Raw genomic sequence first — 19,202 nt, forward strand, 5'->3', positions numbered from 1 at the left:
TAAATAAAGTGGATAAGCTATAATCCAAAAGCATTCTCAATTAGATTTATTTGTTTAATTTCTTTATTTTTTGAAGCTATTACCTCAATAACATCAAATCTGGGCTGCAATAAGCCAATTTCATGCGAGGATATATACATAAGCGCTGCTTGAATAAGCTTTGCCTGTTTCTTTTGGTCAACAGCTTCGCGGGGAAGGAACAGCGAATTTTCCAATCTTGTTTTTACTTCGACAAAAATAATATAGCCCCCGAAAGTAGCTATTATGTCTATTTCACCTTGTCTTGTGTGATAATTTCGTTCTATGATATTCCAGCCTTTATCTGTCAGAAATTCTGCTGCTGCATCCTCGCCTATTTTTCCGGAACTATTTCGCCCCATATGCCTCAGCCTTTTCTGACAGATTTTTTAAAAAGCTTTTTCTATGTATCGGCAATATTCCATGTTTTAAAATCATCTGATAATGAAGTTTTGTCGGATACCCTTTATGCTGGGCAAATAAGTAATCGGGGTACCGTTTGTCAAGCTCATCCATGAATCTGTCACGGCTGACTTTTGCGAGAATTGATGCCGCCGCAATTGAAGGGCTTTTTCCGTCCCCACCAACAACGCAAAGGGTAGGTATGCCAAGCTTTGGGTCACGATTTCCGTCTACAAGGGCAGCATCGGGAGCTATATTTAACTTCTCAACTGCCCTTTTCATTGCCAAAAAAGTGGCGTTTAGAATATTCAATTCATCAATCTCTTTTTCAGTGGCCCAACCTATTCCGTATGCGATTGCCTGAGATTTTATCAAATCAAACAGAACGTCACGCTTTTGGGGAGTTAGTTTTTTTGAATCGTTTAACCCCGGCAAATCGGCGTTTTCAGGCAAAATAACTGCCGCAGCGCAGACAGGGCCAGCAAGCGGCCCTCTCCCCGCCTCATCTATACCGCAGATATTCTGAAAACCCGCAGATTTTAAATTATTCTCATAAAATAGGTCCATTTACTGCCCGCTTTCTGTCATATCTGGCTTTTCGAGCGAAATTCTGCCGATTTTGCCGCTTCTGAATTCATCAAGCACCACTGCTGAAGCGCGTTCAGTATCAACTTCTCCGCCCGAAATCAACATGCCTCTTTTGCGTCCGACAAGCGCAAGAAGCTCCGCGCCTTCCTCTGGAAGCTCACCGTTCAGTTTATATCTTGCCCTTAGAAAATCAGGATAAGTTTTTGCGATGGTTTCCAGTAGCCGGCGTGCCAGCAATTCGATATCAATTACTTCATCTTTGACCGACCCGCAAAACGCAAGATTCTCACCAACGGTTGGGTCTTCAAATTTCGGCCAAAGCATACCGGGGGTGTCCATCATTTCAATACCAGAACCAAGGTCAATCCATTGAGTACCGCGTGTTACACCTGGCCGGTCTTCTGCTTTCAGCTTTTTTGAACCGGCCATCCTGTTGATAAATGTAGACTTCCCGCAGTTTGGAATTCCGGCCACCATTACTCTGATTTTTTTCCCCGACATGCCTCTTCTTGCATTTTGTTCAATCTTATCCTTAAGCAATTCCTTGACAAGCGGGAGAAACTTATTCAATCCGCGTCCGCTTTTGCAGTCAACTGCAAGCGGCATTGCCCCGCTCTTTCTTATATACTCAACCCAACGCTCTGTTATTGCGGGGTCTGCAAGGTCAATTTTATTAAGCAGCACTATTCTTGGTTTTGAGGAGCAAAGAGCGTCCAATTCAGGATTTCTGCTGCTTTTCGGAATACGGGCATCGATGATTTCAGCCACACAGTCGACAAGCGGCAGGCTTTCTTTAATAAGCCTGCGCGTTTTTGCCATATGGCCTGGAAACCATTGTATAGAAACCTGCTCTGACATTTTTACTCCCATTTATTCCAAATTAACTAAAGTAGTCTTGTCTTGCTTATATTGAAAGCCATTGTTAATCCAGTGCCAGTTTGAGCATATTGTTAAAATTTTATTGCAAGAAACCGAAACCGCTGAAAGGCAATATGCGAAATACAGCACGCCCAAGAATATTCTTAACCTTAACAGGCCCGATTTCTTTATATCTGCTGTCAAAACTATTGTTGCGATTGTCACCCATTACAAATACGCAATCATCAGGCACTGTCAGCTCAGTCGGATAGAAGTCACTACCTACACGTGGAGCCATCGGTTCCTTTATCGGTGCGACAAACTCTTTGCCATCAACATAAACTTTGTTGTTATCGTAGTCTATACGCACCTTTTGACCACCGACCGCAACGACACGCTTAATTATTGGCGCTTTCAGTTCTTTTGAATTAGGTATTGAAAGAACGACGATATCGCCCTGTTTCGGTACATAATTTATGTTGTAAATAACAACTTTGTCACCGTTTTTAAGCGTGTCCATCATAGATATGCCTTCAACACCGACAGGCCTTAATAGGAACGTGAAAATGACAACGACGAAGGCGAGGGCAAAAACAATTGATTCCACCCATTCGTATAATTCCGAAGTAACACTGATTTTTTGCTTTTGCTCATTCAATACTTCTGGATTTATCTCATTGTTTTCGCTCATTCCCATTTGCCCCCATTCGACGCTGCCTATCCTTACATACTGACTAAGCGCAACTTTAAAATAAATAGTTTCGAATATAATCAAAAAAGGGACAAAAAGTCCCTCTTTTGAAATTCGGCAAATTATAAGCGCTCTTTAACTTTGGCTGCCTTACCAACTCTGTTACGCAGATAATACAGTTTGCTTCTGCGAACTTTACCGCGGCGGACAACCTCAACCTTTTCAACATGCGGCGAGTGGATCGGGAATACCCTTTCAACACCTACGCCATAAGAAATAGAGCGGACTGTAAAGGTTTCGGAAATGCCTCCGCCTCTACGGGCAATTACTGTGCCCTCGAAGACCTGAACTCTTTCACGGTCTCCTTCTTTGATTTTAACGTGAACTCTGACGGTATCGCCGATGTTCACTTCTGGCAACTCGCTCTTAAGCTGGCTGCTCACCAATGATTTTAAAGCATCCATTTATAATTCCCCTTTTTCTTTAGGCATTCTTGTCGTCAATCTATAACGCAGAGGACTGCCCGTTTAATTTCCGGTTTCCCGGCAATTAACCCTCACCTGACGGAAAAAACCGTCGGCGGATATCAAATGCCTAAATATTTTATCACAAACGGCAGAAATAGTCAATGCTTTGAATAAGTATAATTTAATTTATTTAAGAAAAAATGTTCATATCTTTTGTCAGCAACCTTAATCTCCGCACATTTTCGAAATCAGGTTTTACTCCATATTTCTCAAAAGCGGTTGCAAAGAAAGCCGGATTGAGGTTTTCCGTGGGGCCAGCAGGTACAGTTACATCTATCCTTATTAAACCGTCCGATACCACTATATCTGCTGATTCAAAATACTTCTTCACATCAAGTTCGACTGTACGATGTTTTGTTTTCTTCTCTATTATTATCTGTTCATTCGACATGACCTTTGACAGCATATCTTCTAAGTCCTTTTTTGCCATACCGTCGAACTCAAGGGAAAGTTGATATGAGGCAAAGCAGATGTCTGTCAGTTTATGCTCTGGACGTTTTACCGCAGTTATCTCAATCCCCTCTGGCATTTGCTCAGACAGCCTTTTTTTGACTTCAGGAAGACTCATATCGCCGTCAAGTCTTGCGTCCATGACTTCACAGTCGCTTTCATAAAACAACGAAAGCGGCAGTCCAAAAGCGATATATGGATGAGGATTAAACCCCTGTGTTCTCCATACCGGAATACAGGCACGCCTTAATGCCCTCTGCATAACGCGGTTTAAATCGAGGTGTGAGATATATTTCGCCCGGCCTTCCTTTTTAAAGAATATCCTAATCGGCTGCATTGCAAACACCTCCTGTCAATATTGAGGCTCCGCAAGCGCCGCATTTTTCACGGCAATTAAATGAAGTTTCGTTCCTGTATGCTTTTTCGTTTTCTCTCTGCAAGAATTTCTTATTAACACCATAGAAAATATGGTCCCACGGCAAGACTTCATCAAAGGAACGCTTGCGATTTGCGTAAAACGCAGGGTCAATGCCGCATTTTTTGAACGCGTCCATCCATTTATCATAATCGAAGCCTTCGTCCCAACTGTCAAAATGGCAGCCAGAACGCCAAGCAGTTTCAATTACATCCGCTAGCCTGCGGTCTCCCCTCGCCAAAACGGCTTCAAGAAAGCTCGTGTGATTTTCATGGCAGCTGAGCGAGATCTTTTTACTCTTTATTGCTTCGCGCAAATGCTGCTGCTTTTCAATAATCATTTCTGAAGTGTCCTGCGCTTCCCACTGGAAAGGCGTAAAAGGCTTTGGCACGAATGTTGCAACGCTGATCGAAACATTTACCGATTTGCCTTTCGGCCGATTCGGCATTGAGTAATAAGTATCAACAATACGCTGAGAGAGTTCTGCAATACCTTCTACATCCTTCATTGTCTCGGTTGGAAGACCCAGCATAAAATAGAGTTTTACGCTTGTCCAACCGCCTTCAAACGCAAGCCGGCAGGTCTTGAAGATTTCATCCTCGCTTACGTTCTTGTTAATGGCGTCCCTGAGCCTTTGCGTACCCGCTTCTGGCGCGAACGTAAGGCTGCTCTTTCTCACTGAGCTGATTTTTTCCATAAGGGAACGGGAGAAGTTGTCGACACGCAGCGATGGCAGCGAAAGGCTCACGCCTTCTTTCTCAGTCCAATCCATCAGCTCAGGCATAAGTTCGGGAAGATAGCGGTAATCACTTGTCGAAAGAGATGAAAGCGAGATTTCATCGTAGCCGGTGGTTTTGCACAACAGCGACGCTTGACGATTCAAGGTTTCTGGTTTTCTTGAGCGGATTGGGCGGTAAATAAATCCTGCCTGGCAGAAACGGCAGCCGCGGATACAACCCCTGAACAACTCAAGCATAGCCCTATCGTGCACAATATCAATATACGGCACTACAAACTTGTCCGGAAAATACGCCTTGTCAAAATCCTTTACAACGCTTTTTCGCACAATGGCCGGCGCTTCGCTGACATTTGGCGTCACCGCTTTAACTGTTCCGTCTTCATTGTAATCAACATCATAAAAAGACGGTACATAAACACCATTTATCTTGGCAGCTTTTTTCAAAAACTCAGTTTTTGAAAGTTTATTAATCTTGCACTTCCTGTAAAGTTCTATTACTTCACATAGAGTTTCTTCGCCCTCGCCGAGGCATACTATATCGGCAAACGGGGCGAGGGGCTCAGGATTGCATGCACAAGGGCCGCCCAATATCACTATAGGCGACAAATCCTTTCTGTCTGCGGACCTTATCGGAATGCCAGCAAGATCAAGCATATTCAAGACGTTTGTATAACTCATCTCATACATCAGCGAAAAGCCGATGAAATCAAACGTGCTGATATCATCGCCGCTCTCAAGCCCGTAAAGGTGTATACCATTACACCTCATCTGCTCCTCAAAATCAAACCAAGGGGCAAATACTCTCTCACACCAGACATAATCTATACTATTCAGCAGTCCATAAAGTATTTTCCCGCCAAGATGCGACATGCCGATCTCGTATATGTCAGGAAAACAAAAGGCAAATCTAACATCTACATTATGCTTGTCCTTTATAACGCTGTTAAGTTCCCCGCCGGTGTATCTTGCCGGTTTTTGAACTTTTCGAAGCGCCATTTCAACTTTTTTATCCAACGCCGTACCTCCGTGCGAAATATATAAATGGCAAATAATTATCACGATTCCATAATACTATAACCCAAAACCGGCACAATTTCAACGGCAAGAGAGCTTTTTGCCGCTTTTTATAACAAGAGCTACAAAAATATAAACTGCTGCTGCCGCAAGCGAGATATTGTATCCTGTCTGCATTACAATATAAAACCCAGCCGCAGCAGTCGGTATCAAAAATATAAGCGATAAGATCATTATTATTCTTTCTGCTTTCTGATAGTTAGTTTTTAAGCACAAATAAGACTCAAGTGCCCGCCCGCCGTCAAGGGAAACGACCGGCATAAGGTTAAAACCGCCCAAAAGCAGATTAAATAATAACAATGTCCCCGTGAATTTACCGCCGATTCCAAATTTGTATAGCACATATAGAGGAATACAAGCGAGAAGATTCGCAGCGCATCCCGCCAAAGCAAGCAATATTTCCTGCCTGTAGCTTACAGTCGTCCCCTTTTTTAAAACAATATTGATGCCGAACAGTCTGAATTCAATCCTGTCAACCTGTACTTTCAATAACTCAATCGCCATAATGTGCCCAGATTCGTGTATTAAAACGCATAAAAGACCAAGCCCCGCAAGACCTGATCTGTCAAGTATCAATACACAAGCAACGAATACCGCAAAGTATATACTAATTGTCAGACGTTTCTTTATATTTCAATACCCCCGAGCAGCTTTATTCCGAGAGACAATATTGCGGGTCCACATAAACTCCGTTGATACGCACCTCGAAATGCAGATGGTATCCGGTAGACATCCCGGTTGAACCAACACTCGCAATCGTTGTTCCGGCGCTGATCTTGTCGTTAGATTTTACGTTTATAGTCCCGCAATGGCCGTAAAAAGTTTCGATACCCCCGCCGTTGTCCATCAATACATAATTCCCGTAAACCTCAGAAACTCCGGTTTTCTCAACTACTCCATCATATGCAGCCTCTATCGGTGTGCCGGATGGGGCAGCAATATCAATACCCGTATGAAAACTCTGTGCGTTAGTGATAGGGTTAATCCTGTTGCCGAATTTAGATGATATATTGCCTTTAACCGGCTCAACCGGTTTGACAGACAACTTATACGGTGTCATACTTATCGTCTTTTCCACTGGCGGGCTGCCGGAAAGGACCTTTGTTATTTCTAATGGCTGGTCCCCTTCCCCCTGATAAGACAGTGTCTGTGGTTTTAAACCGGTTTTTATAGCTGCCGCGGCATCAGCCGAATTATCGTCGCCTACATCAGACGATGTAGTTGCATTTGATGAACTGTTCATATCTGAACTTGATTCAGTTTTTGATGACGTGGATTTTGATGAATTAGCAGTGGACGAGGCTTGATTTTTAAATACTTCCTCGGCACTTGGAAAATCCCCGCTGATAGATTTGAGCGCTTCGGTTATATCTTCTTTCTTGATACTATTGTTATATGCGTCTTTTGCAAAAGCCCTTGCAGACTGATAATACTCACCGCCATAAGTTTTTAATGCAAACGCCGTTATCAGGCATATTATGCAAATTACCGTTTGGGCCCCTGTGAGAAAAAATCCGCCTTTCTTTTTGACAGTCCTGCTGTTTCTAATGTCACTCAGCCTCGGTCGGACGCGATTGGGGCTTTCATTCACAATACATCCCTCCTTTGCAAATTATATGCAAAAGAGGACAGGTTTTATTACGGTATATTTTGGAATGTCCGTTTTATACTGCCAGCCGCTGTGGTATAATTGTAATAATTAAATGGCTCCAAGCACTTGAATGACGGAGGACACTGATGAAAAAAATAAAAGTCATGCTGGTTTTCGGCACACGACCGGAAGCCATCAAAATGGCGCCTCTTGCCCTCGAACTGAATAATGACGGACACTTTGACGTTAAAATCTGTGTAACCGCCCAGCACAGGCAGATGCTTGACCAGGTTCTCTCGATTTTTAATATAAAGCCCGACTTTGACCTCGACATTATGAAGCCTTCGCAGAGCCTATCTCATATAACCAGCAGCGTACTGCATGGTTTGGACAAGATTCTTTCAGAAGAACGCCCTGACCTCGTCCTTGTTCACGGGGACACAACAACAACTTTTGCTGCGGCGCTCTCGGCTTTTTATGCTAAGATACCTGTGGGGCATGTCGAAGCGGGGCTGCGAACATATAATATTTATTCACCTTTCCCGGAAGAAATAAACCGGAGGCTGACTTCGCATATTTCAACTCTTCACTTTGCTCCTACACAAAGAAATAAAGAAAATCTTCTGCGTGAAAACATAACAGATAATGTGTTCGTTTGTGGCAATACTGTAATAGACGCCATCAAATTGACAGTAAAAAAAGACTATAAATTCAAATCATCTTCGCTCCAAAGCTTGCATGACTGCAAAAACCGTATCGTCCTCGTCACCGCGCACAGGCGTGAAAACCTCGGTCTCCCACTTGAAAACATCTGTGCCGCGGTAAAGCGTCTTGCGGAAGATTTTCCAGACGTAAAAATCGTTTATCCTGTGCATTTAAACCCTTCGGTACAAAAAACAGTGTACTCCATGCTTAGCAATATCCAAAATGTTATATTGTGTGAGCCGCTCTGCGTTGAAGACATGCACAATCTTATTGCGCACTCATACATCGTTTTGACAGACAGCGGAGGGCTTCAAGAAGAAGCACCTGCTTTGGGCAAACCTGTAATTGTCATGCGTAATGAGACAGAACGGCCTGAGGCGATAGACGCCGACACAGTCAGAATAGCCGGCATAGAAAAAGATAATATCTACTCGTTGTCAGCAGAACTGCTGACAAGCACAAGCGCCTATAAAAAAATGTCTCACGCAGTCAATCCTTACGGTGACGGCCGCGCGAGTAAGCGTATTGCTGAAGCTATTCTCTATTATTTCGGAATGGGTGAAAAACCAGAAGAATTCGTATATAACTCTTAGATTTAATAGGCTTAATTTTAAGACCCGACTAAACTGCATAAATAAGGATAGGGACCTCAGCTAAAAAATACGCTAAGGCCCCTATCCTTTTATATTATTCAGTGCCTCTTTATTAATTTTCTGATTTTTGAACTATATAAAACAATAATTTTTGAAACTGCAATATCGTAAATTATAAAAGTCACATTGAACAAGATTATCGTTAGAAGCAAACCGTATTTGAGTGCGTTGACATCAAAGTTCAGCAGGAAAACTGAAATTAGCAGTGTCAAAGCGCAGCAGATATTGAAAAATACAACTTTCACTGCCCATTTTATAACATTGTTCTGAATCCTTTCAATATAACTTTTTACAATCGGATAATGACCCAAAAAGAGTATATAATACACTGCCGAGCTTTTTTCTATAGGCAGCAGCAGAGACAGGATTCCGACCGCGGCAAAAATGAGGAATGCCCGCTTTTCGCCCATTTCAAAAACGGCGGCAATAAGCAGGATACCTGCCATACCGGGAAAAACAAATTCTGCAATCGGGAAAAGCGCAGTCAAAAACATCAGCGCTACCGATAACGCTGCCAGAATGCCGCCAAGCGCAATCGAAAAAGTTGTAATTTTCTTTTCCAATTATCAACAGCCCCCGTTGCACAGACAGTCGGCACAGGCTAATCCGGCGCAGAGGTCACAGGCGGTACAGCCAGAATTCTGCATTCCTCCGGGATAGTACCCGCCGTACGGATTGAAACCTCCGTTCATCTGCTGTCGGATTCTTTCAAAGGCCTCGCGGTACTCACCGTTTCCTCCGTCCATCTGCACGGCATTTTGGAATTCGAGATATGCTTCATTGACCCATCCGAATCTATAAAGCACACAACCGCGTAAAAAATGCCATTCTGCGTTTCGCGAAGCCGGAGGTACAGCGTTCAGTGCTGCTTCCGCTTCAGCCAGTCTTCCAGCGTTTATAAGCTCCCTTATATTGGGGAAACTGCTGTTTGTATATCCACCGGAAGAATATGAACCTGAGCTTGAGTAGTCGTTATAACCTCCGGAATAACCACTGTTCCCACCGTTTTTGCGCATTTTCATAATCTGATCATACGCCATATTAATCTCTTTCATTTTTTCCGCGGCAAGATCCGCCAGTGGATTATTAGCGTATGCATCAGGGTGATACTTTTTTGCAAGAGCCCTATATGCAGCTTTTATTTCTTCATCGCTTGCATCAGGTGATACTCCTAATACTTTATATGGATCCATTTATAACTCCTTATTTTTAAATCTTTAATCTATGAACAAAACATAATTATATTATCCAATGTATCAAACTTGTTGTCAATTAATAATTTCAAATTCTATAAACAGCCGGGAAACGCTTTATACGCTCCTTCTTATCCAATCCAGACAAAATAGCTTCTTTAACCTTTGGAAGCCCCAAATAAACTACATTATTTATGATTTCACCAAATCTGTTAGCCTGCAGGAGTGAAATTGCATTTCCAATTTCAAATATACATGAATTTAAAAGACGTTCGGCGATTTTCATGCCCTCGCTGTATTCCTGAGCGGCAAATGGGTTATATGCGCCGCTTTTTTTATCGTCTTTTAAGTCATCCGCCGCGTCGGCAAAATATATCCATCGCCCGATAAAATACCCCGCTCGGTCGAGCACGCGCCTTTCAGTTTCATTCTGCGCATTCTTCGACAAAAGCTTTGACATTAATTCAGCAGTTGGCTGGGCCGCCTCGTCAACCGAACGCGTATTCTTTTCTTCTACGGCTGTCTGCGCTTTAATATATTCTTTCGCGCATTGAGCGGCGAATGGGTTGTTTTTCGCCGCTTTTTTGAACAGGTGCTTCATCACGGGCAGGATAGTCAGAATAGCAGCTTTCTTTAAAAATCCGCCGTCCTTGTAGTTATCCAGCACTTTATAAAAGGCGAGTATGACGCTGACATCCGCCCAATATTCCAATGCCTCATTTTCGTTTGCAAAATCACATTTTTTATACGGTTTTACCGGGCATCTTCCGCTTCTGAAACCTTTGCAGGCGCTGCCTCTCGACATGTCAATTATGCACATCAGCGTTGCGTCATAGGTCAGAATATTACGGGCAATGAAACCATACCGTTTACCAAGTGTATTGCACAATCCACAGTAAACGGCCTTATATATCGAATAGTCTTTTACTTTCAGCTCAGGCTTATAGGGCCTTAAATATCCAAACAATTTTCTGCTCCTTATGCAGTATTAAGATAAATAAATTCTAATTCATATTTTAACGTTGAAGTAAATCAACAACTTAATTGTATAACATAAAAATAGATAAATGCAAAACAAATTGTAAACTTTCTTATTTAAAACCTGCTTGTATCTCCTTTTTTGACATTTTACGCAATATTGCTGTTGTAATATGTCAGTGACGGGAGGTACAAATATGAAAAAAGGAATTTCTGTTATCCTGTCTGCTTTGATTCTTAGTTTATTTGTTTTAACGTCCTGTAGTTCGGATATTTCAACGAACAGCAGCAGTTCATTATACGATTCAGCTTATAGTTCGGACATATCGTATAATACTACATATAGTGAAGAATCTTCAAACACATCATCCGCCGGTTTCTTATATACACAAACCGATACTTCAAATGACAATACAACTGTATCAAACACTTCGTCTTCAGAATACAAGAAAACCACTAATTCAGCCGATCAAAGCAACAAGTCTACCAAAAAAAGTTCCAAAAAATCAGAAGATAAGAAATCAACCATTGTCTATATAACGAAAACCGGGAAAAAATATCACTGTTCAGGATGCAGATACTTAAAGCGAAGTAAAATAAAAATCTCACTCAAAGAGGCAAAAGCGGCAGGCTATACTCCATGCAGCGTATGCTGTCCGCCGCAGTAATTGTTTTGCAAATGGACAGATTTAGACATTTAACAATCAAAATTCGGGATAATTCGGTAATTATTTTTAATACTTCATATTGTCAGAACAACATTTTACTGATAAAATTATATTAATCTTACAGGAAAATTTTTAACAAAGGTATGATTCAATGTCTTTATATAAATCCTTTTTTTCATTTGGAATAGTGGTTGTGTCCGCTATCATTGTCTGCTTCCTATTATATCCGCTTGAATCAACCGGGGAAAAGCCAAACAAAAAGGTTCAGACAAGTACATTGGAGTATACTCCTAAGACCATTCTCACACAGGACACTTCAATTGAGGATTATGGGCAAATTGTTTACGGCAAAAGCGGGTTAGGCGCAGATTTGGTATGTACTAAAATATCTCCGACAAATGTGGCAAAGCACAAAGTATTAATGGGTTTTGAAATTCACGGCTATGAAGATTTGGCCCCAAAAGACGGACAAGTCCTCGTCAAAATCGGCAACCAGATAGCAGACTATTTTAAAAACAACAGAGACAAACTTGGCAATACAGAGTTATATATAATCTCTTCTTTAAATCCGGACGGTCTATCAAACGGCAAAACAAACAACGGTATCGGCAGATGCCAAGTCTCATTAGGGGTTGATATGAACAGGGATTTTGACTACTGCTTTAAAGTTTACAACCAAAAGCGCAATCACACCCTAAAGAAACCCTTCGCCACCCCAGAAACGCAGGCACTCAAAGAATTAGTCGAGTCACTGAATCCAGACGTGGTTATAGACTGTCACGGATGGGGCAATATGTTTATTGGTGACGCTTCTTTGGCGAAATACTTTAAAGACAGTTTGAAAATCACTAGTCAGCGCAACTTCACAAGTTCCAATCACGGATACTTCAGCGCCTGGGCCACTACTACAGGGGCCAAAGGTATGCTGATTGAATATCCCAAAAAAGCATATTCACACAGCGAGGAATATGCGAATCGAACTATTGAAGGTATAAAAAAATTAGTAAAGAGTTTCAATTGATAACTTTAATCGATATTGCATACAGAAAGCACCGGCATAGTTTCAATTATGCCGGTGCTCTTTATTTTTTCCCATATATCATACATTTTTAGTTATACTGATATATTTTTTGAGGGGAACATAAAGCAGGGCTCCCATTATAAGGCAAAGCGCAAGCTCCGGAATTAAAAACGAATTATACACAATAGAATATATAAGCGGGTTTGAGAAGTTTTCCGGGAGTGCTGAGCCGAAAATAGCTACACCCGATATGACGTGGAAAAGATAACGGAGCGCAACCGCAAAACTCATTCCGCCCATGTACTGCCATAACTTTGTTCCAAATATGCCGGCAAGTCCGAGGCTTGTAAAAGCAAGCACATAATCAAGAAATATGCTGGCTATCAGTGCTTGTGCGGTAAGACCCCATGAAAGCAAATCTCCATAAACAAACATGCTAATAAACATATGTACAAGCGAATATGCGAAAGCACTGCCTAAGCCCCACTTCACCCCATGGCGATACGAAATGAGCATTACAGGCAGCATGCTGCACAATGTAACCGAGCCTCCGTATGGCATGTGATACAGTTTGACATTGCTAAGGGCAATAGCTAATGCGATAAGGACACCAGTTTCAACAAGTCTTAAAGTTTTTTGGTTCATTTCCCATTTCTCCCTATAAAAAATTGCCGTGCCGGAAACCCGGCGCGGCAATAATTCACTACAAAGCAGCTCCCTACGCCGGCATTATCCGGATCAGGTTCATGGGTTGGGAATACTCATATTCCCTCTCAGCCGACATCCGTCAGCACCCCTATTAAGTTTTGTTATATTATACTCCATTACCACTGCCTTGTCAAACTACAATGCCATTTGCCTAAGTCAAACCGTCTGCAGCAGCTCCATTAGCTTCTGGGCGTGTTTTCTTTCATCTTCACTTGTATCAACAGCGATTTTCTTTAAACACAGATCCCTTGTATGCTGCGAAAACAGACGGTATTTTACCGCGTCACGCGATTCGGCGAGATAACGCTGGCGCAGCGCCTGTATGTATAAGGGCGGAACAACAACTGGTTCGACCGAATTCCTTGTGGGGAAATACCTTTTTCCTGTAATCAAAAAATATGCCGCGGCAAATCTTCTCGCATGACCAATCTCATCTTCTGAAAATTGCCTAAATATGCGCCTTGCCGACTGTGTCGGCGCTCTTTTTGACAGCTGAATGTAATAAAGATAATCTGAAAACTCATCGTTTACAAATTCCATTAATCTGTCTGCATACTGTGTGGAATCGCTTCCAAAGCAGGTTTTCCCCATTATGTATCCATCCGCCATGAAGCGGCGCATATCTTCATCCATTGAATCTTCATCCGGCATACGCATTATATCTGACATAATTTTTACATCGTTCATGCTGTCATTCATATTCATACACCTACCTCCACGCCTTTTTATGCAATAACAGCGTATGTCGGCCCATGCTTTTTTGTGAAACTATGATTTACTGCTTGTTTTTTGCTTAAATTCGGGTTTATTTTAGTTTTTTATGAAATATATCAAAATTCTAAATGGCAGAATTTCTATTCAGTTTCAATTTACTAATATGTTTTAATAGTGCCCTTAGTATCTATGAAATGCAGCTTTTCAAGGATTTTAATAATCTTTTTCCCACCTGGAATCATATCCAGGTCTTCCTTTTCAATTGTTTTTGTCGTGAACATTACTGTCAGATACAGAATGAGGCCAACAGCAAGGCTCAAAACCGTTGCATAAATAAGGCCCAATGTTCTATATGTCATATAGTAGACCACAGCAAGTGATATCGCGAGAACTAAAGACGGCAGCAGCGGTTTCATCATAATTTCTTTAAGTTTCAGCTTTATGCCGCACCTTTTTATCTCAATAATATTCAAGGCAGAAACAATAAAATAGCAGATACAAATGCCGATTGGCACACCATATATACCGATTTTCGGATTTCCTATCAGATACCAATTGATAACAAGGCAAATGGATCCGCCGATAATTGTCGACCTCGACGGTACAAGCAGTTTGTCAACTGCCTGCAATACCGTTCCCGTCATAACTGCGATTGAAATGAGAATTGCCGCTGGTGACATCAAAATTAACAACGGAGCCGCTATTGTTGCGTCCCGCGGCTGACCAAAGTATATAATGCTGACTATTGGCTTCGAAAGTGATAGAAAAATCGCCGCCGTTGCCGTTGAAACAATCATAATTATCCTGAGAGATGCCATTACGAGCTTTTGAATACGGACCTTGTTCCCGCAGGCGTGTGCATATGACAATATAGGGAATACACTCGTTGTCACCGCCATAACAACTGTTATTGGCAGGCTGAAAACAGTATATGCCATATTAAAAGCGCCGTTGAGAGTATTCGCTTCTTGCTCGCTGCAGCCAATATACTGCAGCCTGTGCATAAGTATAGAATTATCGATAATATTTATAATGCTAATGATAATTCCGCTGATTCCGATTGGAATTGATGTCGCAAAAAGCGTCTTTAATATTCGGGCTGGCCGTGCGGCGTTTATTCTCCTGATTCTCTTGCCCCGCCTTTTAAACTTATGCAGCATGGCAAGCGTAAATGTTGATGAGAATTCGCCAAGCGTTATGCCCGCCAAAGCACCCGCAGCGACTATCTCCATACCGAATCCTTTGTATTTGAGGTAGGCAGAAGCTGCAAGACCAACAACAAGCCGCACAACCGCCTCTATAACCTGCGAAACTGTCGTTGGTATCATATCGTTGGTTCCCTGATAGTATCCGCGGTATGAGCACATGATAGAAACAAGCAGGACTGCAGGCGACAACATCAAAATGCAGTAAAAGGAACGTGTGTTTCCGATAAGGCCTGCGAAAATCCTCGCTCCGGCGAACATTATTACTGAAAATGCAAGTCCAATCACAGCAAGAAGATTTCTCGTTATCCTCAAGATTTCCAAAGCCTCGCCGTCCTTGCCGTAGGCATAGCAGGTCGAAACCATTTTTGATATCGCAAGTGTATAACCTGATGTTGAAAGCACCAGAAAGATGTCATATACTGTAAAAGACGAGTTATATAGCCCCATACCGTCTGCACCGATAATATTGGCAAGAGGCAGCTTAAAGAATGCACCGATTATTTTTACGATTATGTTTCCGACTATAAGAATCATTGTGCCTTTGACAACACTGCTTCTGGTGCTTCTCGGCATTCAAACACCCCCGAGGCAATAAAACCATACATAAAAAGTTATTCGGGGTGTCCTGTTAAAATGACTGCCTGTCATACTATATAAAATACTTTCTATTATCCAAGCTTGCCTTTCTTCCTTTTAATCACCTGTTTAATGTGCATAGTTTATATAACTTATTAAAAACTGTTAATCATAATCGTTAATTATTTATTTTGACAAATTACACTTTTGAAAACATAATAGAATAGATGAAATCTATAATTTATCAATAAAACTTCTATCAAAGTTTTTATATTAATAGTTAATTTTGATAATATCCAAAGAATGAAGGTATAATTATGAAAGATGAAAAGCGCAATAACCTCTCAATGTTAATGGATTTTTATGAACTTACAATGGCAAACGGCTATTTTTGCTGCGGTTTTAAAGATAAGATAACCTACTTTGACATGTTTTTCAGAAAGATCCCCGACAATGGTGGCTTTGCGATAATGGCTGGACTTGAGCAGGTTATTGACTACTTAAATAACCTCAGCTTCAGCGACGAGGATATTGAATATCTTAGAACTAAAAAGATTTTCAATGAGGAATTTTTAAACTACCTCAAGAACTTTAAATTTGAATGTGATGTATGGGCTATCCCTGAGGGAACACCGATTTTCCCCGGCGAACCAATAGTCATCGTCAGAGGCCCTGCTGTTCAGGCACAGCTCTTGGAAACCATGATTCTGCTGACAATTAATCATCAAAGCTTGATTGCAACTAAATCCAACAGGATTGTAAGGGCTGCCCAAGGAAGGCCTGTAATGGAGTTCGGTTCGCGCCGTGCGCAAGGCCCAGACGGCGCCATACTCGGCGCTCGCGCTTCATATATCGGAGGCTGCACTGGCACTGCCTGCGCTATTTCCGACCGTGAATTCGACGTACCGGCACTTGGGACAATGGCTCATAGTTGGATACAAATGTTCCCCACCGAACTCGAAGCCTTTAAGTGTTACGCTGAACTCTATCCGAGCAACTGCGTTTTGCTCGTCGACACTTACAATGTCCTGAAATCTGGCGTACCCAATGCAATCCGCACCTTCAACGAAGTAATCGTCCCCAAAGGCTTCAGGCCAGCGGGTATCCGTATAGATAGCGGTGATATCACTTATCTTTCAATAAAAGCGAGAAAAATGCTTGATGACGCTGGATTCCCCGACTGCAAGATTGTTGCGTCAAATTCGCTTGACGAGTATATTATTCGCGATATTCTGATGCAGGGCGCAAAGGTTGATTCCTTTGGCGTCGGCGAACGGCTTATTACTTCACGTTCCGAACCTGTTTTCGGCGGTGTGTATAAATTGTCCGCCGTTGAGGAAAACGGTAAAATAATACCTAAAATAAAAATCAGCGAGAATGTTGAAAAAATAACTAACCCCGGCTTTAAGCAGGTCTGGAGGCTTTTCGATAACGAAAGCGGCAAAGCAATTGCCGATGTAATTACTCTATACAACGAAAACATTGATGAAACCCGCCCGTATGAGATTTTTGACCCAGAGCATATATGGAAACATAAAACGCTTACAAATTTCACAGCGAAAAAACTGCTGGTCCGCATATTTGAAAGGGGCAAATGTGTTTATAAGCTTCCGAAACTTAAAGATATCAGAAACTACTGCAAAGAGCAGGTCGGCACGCTTTGGGATGAGGTTCTGCGTTTCGAAAACCCGCATAAGTACTATGTGGATTTGTCAAGACCTCTATGGGAACTCAAACAGGAGATGTTAAAGTAATAATTCTGGTTTAATTCACTCATATTAGGATAAGTCTTCACATAATAGCATCGCCTTCCGGTAACAATAATAAAAAAAGAAGGAGTTGTTATTATGGCTTTAATCGGCAATCCTTTTGTAGTTGACGTTCCAAGAAAACTTTCAGCGGACGAACTCGCTCAGGCGATTCGAGTCGACATTGCGGGAGAATATGAGGCAATTATCGGATATGAAGCACACGCGTTGGCTACTGACGACGAAAACGCTAAAAAAGTTCTTCGTCATATAGCCGAAGAAGAAATGCATCATGTAGGAGAACTCCAGGAGCTGCTATTCCGCCTTTGTCCCCGTGAAAAACAAAAAGTTGAAGCCGGAAAGATGGAATTGCAGTCCATGACTGGTCAATAGATTATTAAGGAAGCATAAGCACAGTTGCTAATGCTTCCTTTTATTTTTTATGATAGCTTATCTTGACATAATATTTTTTTAATATATACTATTTACGAATATTCTTATGAAATTCAAAAATCTAATATTAAGGTAATGAGTCTATGGATGAACTACATTTAAAAAAAGAAAAACTTTATGATTACTTAAAATCTCTCGGAAGTCTGGCTGTTGCTTTTTCTGGCGGCGTCGACTCTTCCTTTTTACTAAAATGCGCGCATGATGTTTTGTCAGACAATGTAATTGCTATCACAGCTCGCTCATCGACTTTTCCAAAACGTGAACTGAACGAAGCAATTGAATTCGCTAAAGAATACGGTATCCGGCAGATTATTATTGATTCAGATGAGCTTGATATAAAAGGGTTCCGGGAAAATCCGGTCGACAGGTGTTACTACTGCAAAAGCGAGCTGTTTGCAAAGATAAAAAAAGTTGCTGAAGAGAACAATATCAAATATATTGCAGAAGGTTCAAATATGGACGACCTCGGCGATTACCGCCCCGGCCTTAAAGCTGCAAGGGAATGCGGCGCCATAAGCCCGCTGCGCACTGCCGGACTTACCAAAAACGATATTCGTGCACTTTCAAAGGAAATGGGATTGAAAACTTGGGACAAGCCGTCTTTTGCCTGCCTTGCCTCGCGTATTCCATATGGCCAGACAATAACGAAAGAAAAACTGCTATTGATCGATAAGGCGGAACAGTTTTTAATTGATTTGGGATTCAAACAAATTAGAGTCCGTCATCACGGCGAAATCGCACGAATTGAACTGCTGCCTGAAGATATGATTAAAATATTCCAAGATGGGCTTCGCGAGAAAATACATGATTACTTCAAGTCGCTGGGATTTACATATATCACCCTTGATTTAAATGGGTATAAAACAGGCAGTATGAACGCAACCTTAGATAAAAAAATTATAGACAATGCAAAAATCAAATAATTGTGCCGCGCTTTATTGCCATGAACACTCGGTTCATGGCAATTTTTATTTGGTTCCTAAAGGCAATCAGCACCTTTCCGAAGGCACTTCACGTCAGGCCAGCGCAATTGAGATCATATCTAATTTCACATTTGAAATTTCTAAGCATCTAATAAGATTTACAATTTTAAAGTTTGGTACCGTCAAGAATTTTTCGCAAATTCATAACCCGCTTGGTAGTCATCACCTAGCCAGCAGTTACCTGTGAATCAGTCATGACATCCAGGGCCTCAAGATGTATCATGCTCATATAGCGCTTGGT

The 19,202-nt window shown here is 41.7% G+C and carries 21 protein-coding genes and 1 riboswitch; of the genes, 6 read left to right on the top strand and 15 right to left on the bottom strand.

Annotated elements, in window-relative coordinates:
- Window positions 1-17: 17 nt before the first annotated feature.
- From V6C21_RS07685 to V6C21_RS07725, 9 genes are all read right to left on the bottom strand, one after another.
- Complete coding sequence (locus V6C21_RS07685) at window positions 18-380, bottom strand: YraN family protein (protein WP_034842031.1); 363 nt, start codon at window positions 378-380, stop codon at window positions 18-20.
- Window positions 367-987 carry a ribonuclease HII gene (locus V6C21_RS07690; RefSeq protein WP_034842032.1) on the bottom strand — a complete coding sequence of 207 codons (621 nt, stop codon included), beginning with the start codon at window positions 985-987 and terminating at the stop codon, window positions 367-369. Before V6C21_RS07690 ends, V6C21_RS07685 begins: the two co-directional genes overlap by 14 nt.
- Entirely contained in the window at window positions 988-1,866 is an 879-nt protein-coding gene (gene ylqF, locus V6C21_RS07695) for a ribosome biogenesis GTPase YlqF (RefSeq protein WP_045085516.1), read from the bottom strand.
- Between the two features lie 100 nt (window positions 1,867-1,966).
- Complete coding sequence (gene lepB / locus V6C21_RS07700) at window positions 1,967-2,557, bottom strand: signal peptidase I (protein ID WP_479268737.1); 591 nt, start codon at window positions 2,555-2,557, stop codon at window positions 1,967-1,969.
- 122 nt (window positions 2,558-2,679) lie between these two features.
- On the bottom strand, window positions 2,680-3,021 hold the full coding sequence (gene rplS / locus V6C21_RS07705) for a 50S ribosomal protein L19 (protein ID WP_045085518.1): 342 nt from the start codon (window positions 3,019-3,021) through the stop codon (window positions 2,680-2,682).
- A gap of 193 nt (window positions 3,022-3,214) precedes the next feature.
- Entirely contained in the window at window positions 3,215-3,871 is a 657-nt protein-coding gene (locus V6C21_RS07710; protein WP_479268738.1) for a TIGR03936 family radical SAM-associated protein, read from the bottom strand.
- Window positions 3,858-5,684: a TIGR03960 family B12-binding radical SAM protein gene (locus tag V6C21_RS07715; RefSeq protein ID WP_479268745.1), complete on the bottom strand. Its 1,827-nt coding sequence runs from the start codon at window positions 5,682-5,684 to the stop codon at window positions 3,858-3,860. The genes V6C21_RS07710 and V6C21_RS07715 overlap by 14 nt, the downstream gene beginning before the upstream one ends.
- Window positions 5,685-5,783: 99 nt before the next feature.
- Window positions 5,784-6,338, bottom strand: coding sequence for a zinc metalloprotease (locus tag V6C21_RS07720; protein WP_479268739.1), 555 nt, complete (start codon window positions 6,336-6,338; stop codon window positions 5,784-5,786).
- 76 nt (window positions 6,339-6,414) lie between these two features.
- A complete protein-coding gene (locus tag V6C21_RS07725; protein ID WP_051492544.1) occupies window positions 6,415-7,353 on the bottom strand; it encodes a M23 family metallopeptidase in 939 nt (312 codons plus the stop codon).
- 146 nt (window positions 7,354-7,499) lie between these two features.
- Here V6C21_RS07725 and wecB point away from each other — a divergent pair, with 146 nt between their 5' ends.
- A complete protein-coding gene (gene wecB, locus V6C21_RS07730; protein WP_479268740.1) occupies window positions 7,500-8,651 on the top strand; it encodes a non-hydrolyzing UDP-N-acetylglucosamine 2-epimerase in 1,152 nt (383 codons plus the stop codon).
- 98 nt (window positions 8,652-8,749) lie between these two features.
- Here the strand turns inward: wecB and V6C21_RS07735 are convergent, their stop codons facing one another.
- The 3 genes from V6C21_RS07735 to V6C21_RS07745 form a co-directional block, all read right to left on the bottom strand.
- Window positions 8,750-9,274, bottom strand: a complete 525-nt coding sequence (locus V6C21_RS07735) for a hypothetical protein (RefSeq protein WP_479268741.1) — start codon at window positions 9,272-9,274, stop codon at window positions 8,750-8,752.
- A gap of 3 nt (window positions 9,275-9,277) precedes the next feature.
- Window positions 9,278-9,904, bottom strand: a complete 627-nt coding sequence (locus V6C21_RS07740; RefSeq protein ID WP_045085521.1) for a J domain-containing protein — start codon at window positions 9,902-9,904, stop codon at window positions 9,278-9,280.
- 88 nt (window positions 9,905-9,992) lie between these two features.
- A complete protein-coding gene (locus tag V6C21_RS07745) occupies window positions 9,993-10,871 on the bottom strand; it encodes a DUF5685 family protein (protein WP_045085522.1) in 879 nt (292 codons plus the stop codon).
- A 208-nt stretch (window positions 10,872-11,079) separates the two neighbouring features.
- Between V6C21_RS07745 and V6C21_RS07750 the strand changes: the two genes are divergently transcribed.
- Window positions 11,080-11,550 (top strand): hypothetical protein, encoded by a 471-nt coding sequence (locus V6C21_RS07750; protein WP_479268742.1) that lies wholly within the window; start codon window positions 11,080-11,082, stop codon window positions 11,548-11,550.
- Between the two features lie 193 nt (window positions 11,551-11,743).
- On the top strand, window positions 11,744-12,571 hold the full coding sequence (locus V6C21_RS07755; RefSeq protein WP_479268743.1) for a M14 family zinc carboxypeptidase: 828 nt from the start codon (window positions 11,744-11,746) through the stop codon (window positions 12,569-12,571).
- A 78-nt stretch (window positions 12,572-12,649) separates the two neighbouring features.
- Here the strand turns inward: V6C21_RS07755 and V6C21_RS07760 are convergent, their stop codons facing one another.
- The 3 genes from V6C21_RS07760 to V6C21_RS07770 form a co-directional block, all read right to left on the bottom strand.
- Window positions 12,650-13,216 (bottom strand): energy-coupled thiamine transporter ThiT, encoded by a 567-nt coding sequence (locus V6C21_RS07760; protein ID WP_034842044.1) that lies wholly within the window; start codon window positions 13,214-13,216, stop codon window positions 12,650-12,652.
- Window positions 13,217-13,269: 53 nt separating this feature from the next.
- A riboswitch (TPP riboswitch) is annotated at window positions 13,270-13,379 on the bottom strand.
- Between the two features lie 56 nt (window positions 13,380-13,435).
- On the bottom strand, window positions 13,436-13,984 hold the full coding sequence (locus V6C21_RS07765; RefSeq protein WP_045085524.1) for a ferritin-like domain-containing protein: 549 nt from the start codon (window positions 13,982-13,984) through the stop codon (window positions 13,436-13,438).
- 167 nt (window positions 13,985-14,151) lie between these two features.
- Entirely contained in the window at window positions 14,152-15,774 is a 1,623-nt protein-coding gene (locus V6C21_RS07770) for a putative polysaccharide biosynthesis protein (protein WP_479268744.1), read from the bottom strand.
- 320 nt (window positions 15,775-16,094) lie between these two features.
- On the opposite strand from V6C21_RS07770, the gene V6C21_RS07775 reads away from it, so the two are divergent.
- From V6C21_RS07775 to larE, 3 genes are all read left to right on the top strand, one after another.
- Window positions 16,095-17,531, top strand: coding sequence for a nicotinate phosphoribosyltransferase (locus V6C21_RS07775; protein WP_034842050.1), 1,437 nt, complete (start codon window positions 16,095-16,097; stop codon window positions 17,529-17,531).
- A gap of 93 nt (window positions 17,532-17,624) precedes the next feature.
- Entirely contained in the window at window positions 17,625-17,918 is a 294-nt protein-coding gene (locus V6C21_RS07780) for a demethoxyubiquinone hydroxylase family protein (RefSeq protein WP_034842053.1), read from the top strand.
- A 143-nt stretch (window positions 17,919-18,061) separates the two neighbouring features.
- Window positions 18,062-18,901, top strand: coding sequence for an ATP-dependent sacrificial sulfur transferase LarE (larE, locus tag V6C21_RS07785; protein WP_034842055.1), 840 nt, complete (start codon window positions 18,062-18,064; stop codon window positions 18,899-18,901).
- The last annotated feature ends 301 nt before the right edge of the window (window positions 18,902-19,202 follow it).

Origin of the sequence: [Clostridium] cellulosi, from assembly GCF_036762875.1 — a bacterium.
Classification (GTDB): domain Bacteria; phylum Bacillota; class Clostridia; order Oscillospirales; family Ethanoligenentaceae; genus Ruminiclostridium_D; species Ruminiclostridium_D cellulosi.

Coding starts and splice junctions, on each gene's coding strand:
- V6C21_RS07685 (WP_034842031.1), bottom strand. CDS start 380: ATGGGGCGAAATAGTTCCGGAAAAATAGGCGAGGATGCAGCAGCAGAA.
- V6C21_RS07690 (WP_034842032.1), bottom strand. CDS start 987: ATGGACCTATTTTATGAGAATAATTTAAAATCTGCGGGTTTTCAGAAT.
- ylqF (WP_045085516.1), bottom strand. CDS start 1,866: ATGTCAGAGCAGGTTTCTATACAATGGTTTCCAGGCCATATGGCAAAA.
- lepB (WP_479268737.1), bottom strand. CDS start 2,557: ATGAGCGAAAACAATGAGATAAATCCAGAAGTATTGAATGAGCAAAAG.
- rplS (WP_045085518.1), bottom strand. CDS start 3,021: ATGGATGCTTTAAAATCATTGGTGAGCAGCCAGCTTAAGAGCGAGTTG.
- V6C21_RS07710 (WP_479268738.1), bottom strand. CDS start 3,871: ATGCAGCCGATTAGGATATTCTTTAAAAAGGAAGGCCGGGCGAAATAT.
- V6C21_RS07715 (WP_479268745.1), bottom strand. CDS start 5,684: ATGGCGCTTCGAAAAGTTCAAAAACCGGCAAGATACACCGGCGGGGAA.
- wecB (WP_479268740.1), top strand. CDS start 7,500: ATGAAAAAAATAAAAGTCATGCTGGTTTTCGGCACACGACCGGAAGCC.
- V6C21_RS07740 (WP_045085521.1), bottom strand. CDS start 9,904: ATGGATCCATATAAAGTATTAGGAGTATCACCTGATGCAAGCGATGAA.
- V6C21_RS07750 (WP_479268742.1), top strand. CDS start 11,080: ATGAAAAAAGGAATTTCTGTTATCCTGTCTGCTTTGATTCTTAGTTTA.
- V6C21_RS07760 (WP_034842044.1), bottom strand. CDS start 13,216: ATGAACCAAAAAACTTTAAGACTTGTTGAAACTGGTGTCCTTATCGCA.
- V6C21_RS07765 (WP_045085524.1), bottom strand. CDS start 13,984: ATGAATATGAATGACAGCATGAACGATGTAAAAATTATGTCAGATATA.
- V6C21_RS07770 (WP_479268744.1), bottom strand. CDS start 15,774: ATGCCGAGAAGCACCAGAAGCAGTGTTGTCAAAGGCACAATGATTCTT.
- V6C21_RS07775 (WP_034842050.1), top strand. CDS start 16,095: ATGAAAGATGAAAAGCGCAATAACCTCTCAATGTTAATGGATTTTTAT.
- V6C21_RS07780 (WP_034842053.1), top strand. CDS start 17,625: ATGGCTTTAATCGGCAATCCTTTTGTAGTTGACGTTCCAAGAAAACTT.
- larE (WP_034842055.1), top strand. CDS start 18,062: ATGGATGAACTACATTTAAAAAAAGAAAAACTTTATGATTACTTAAAA.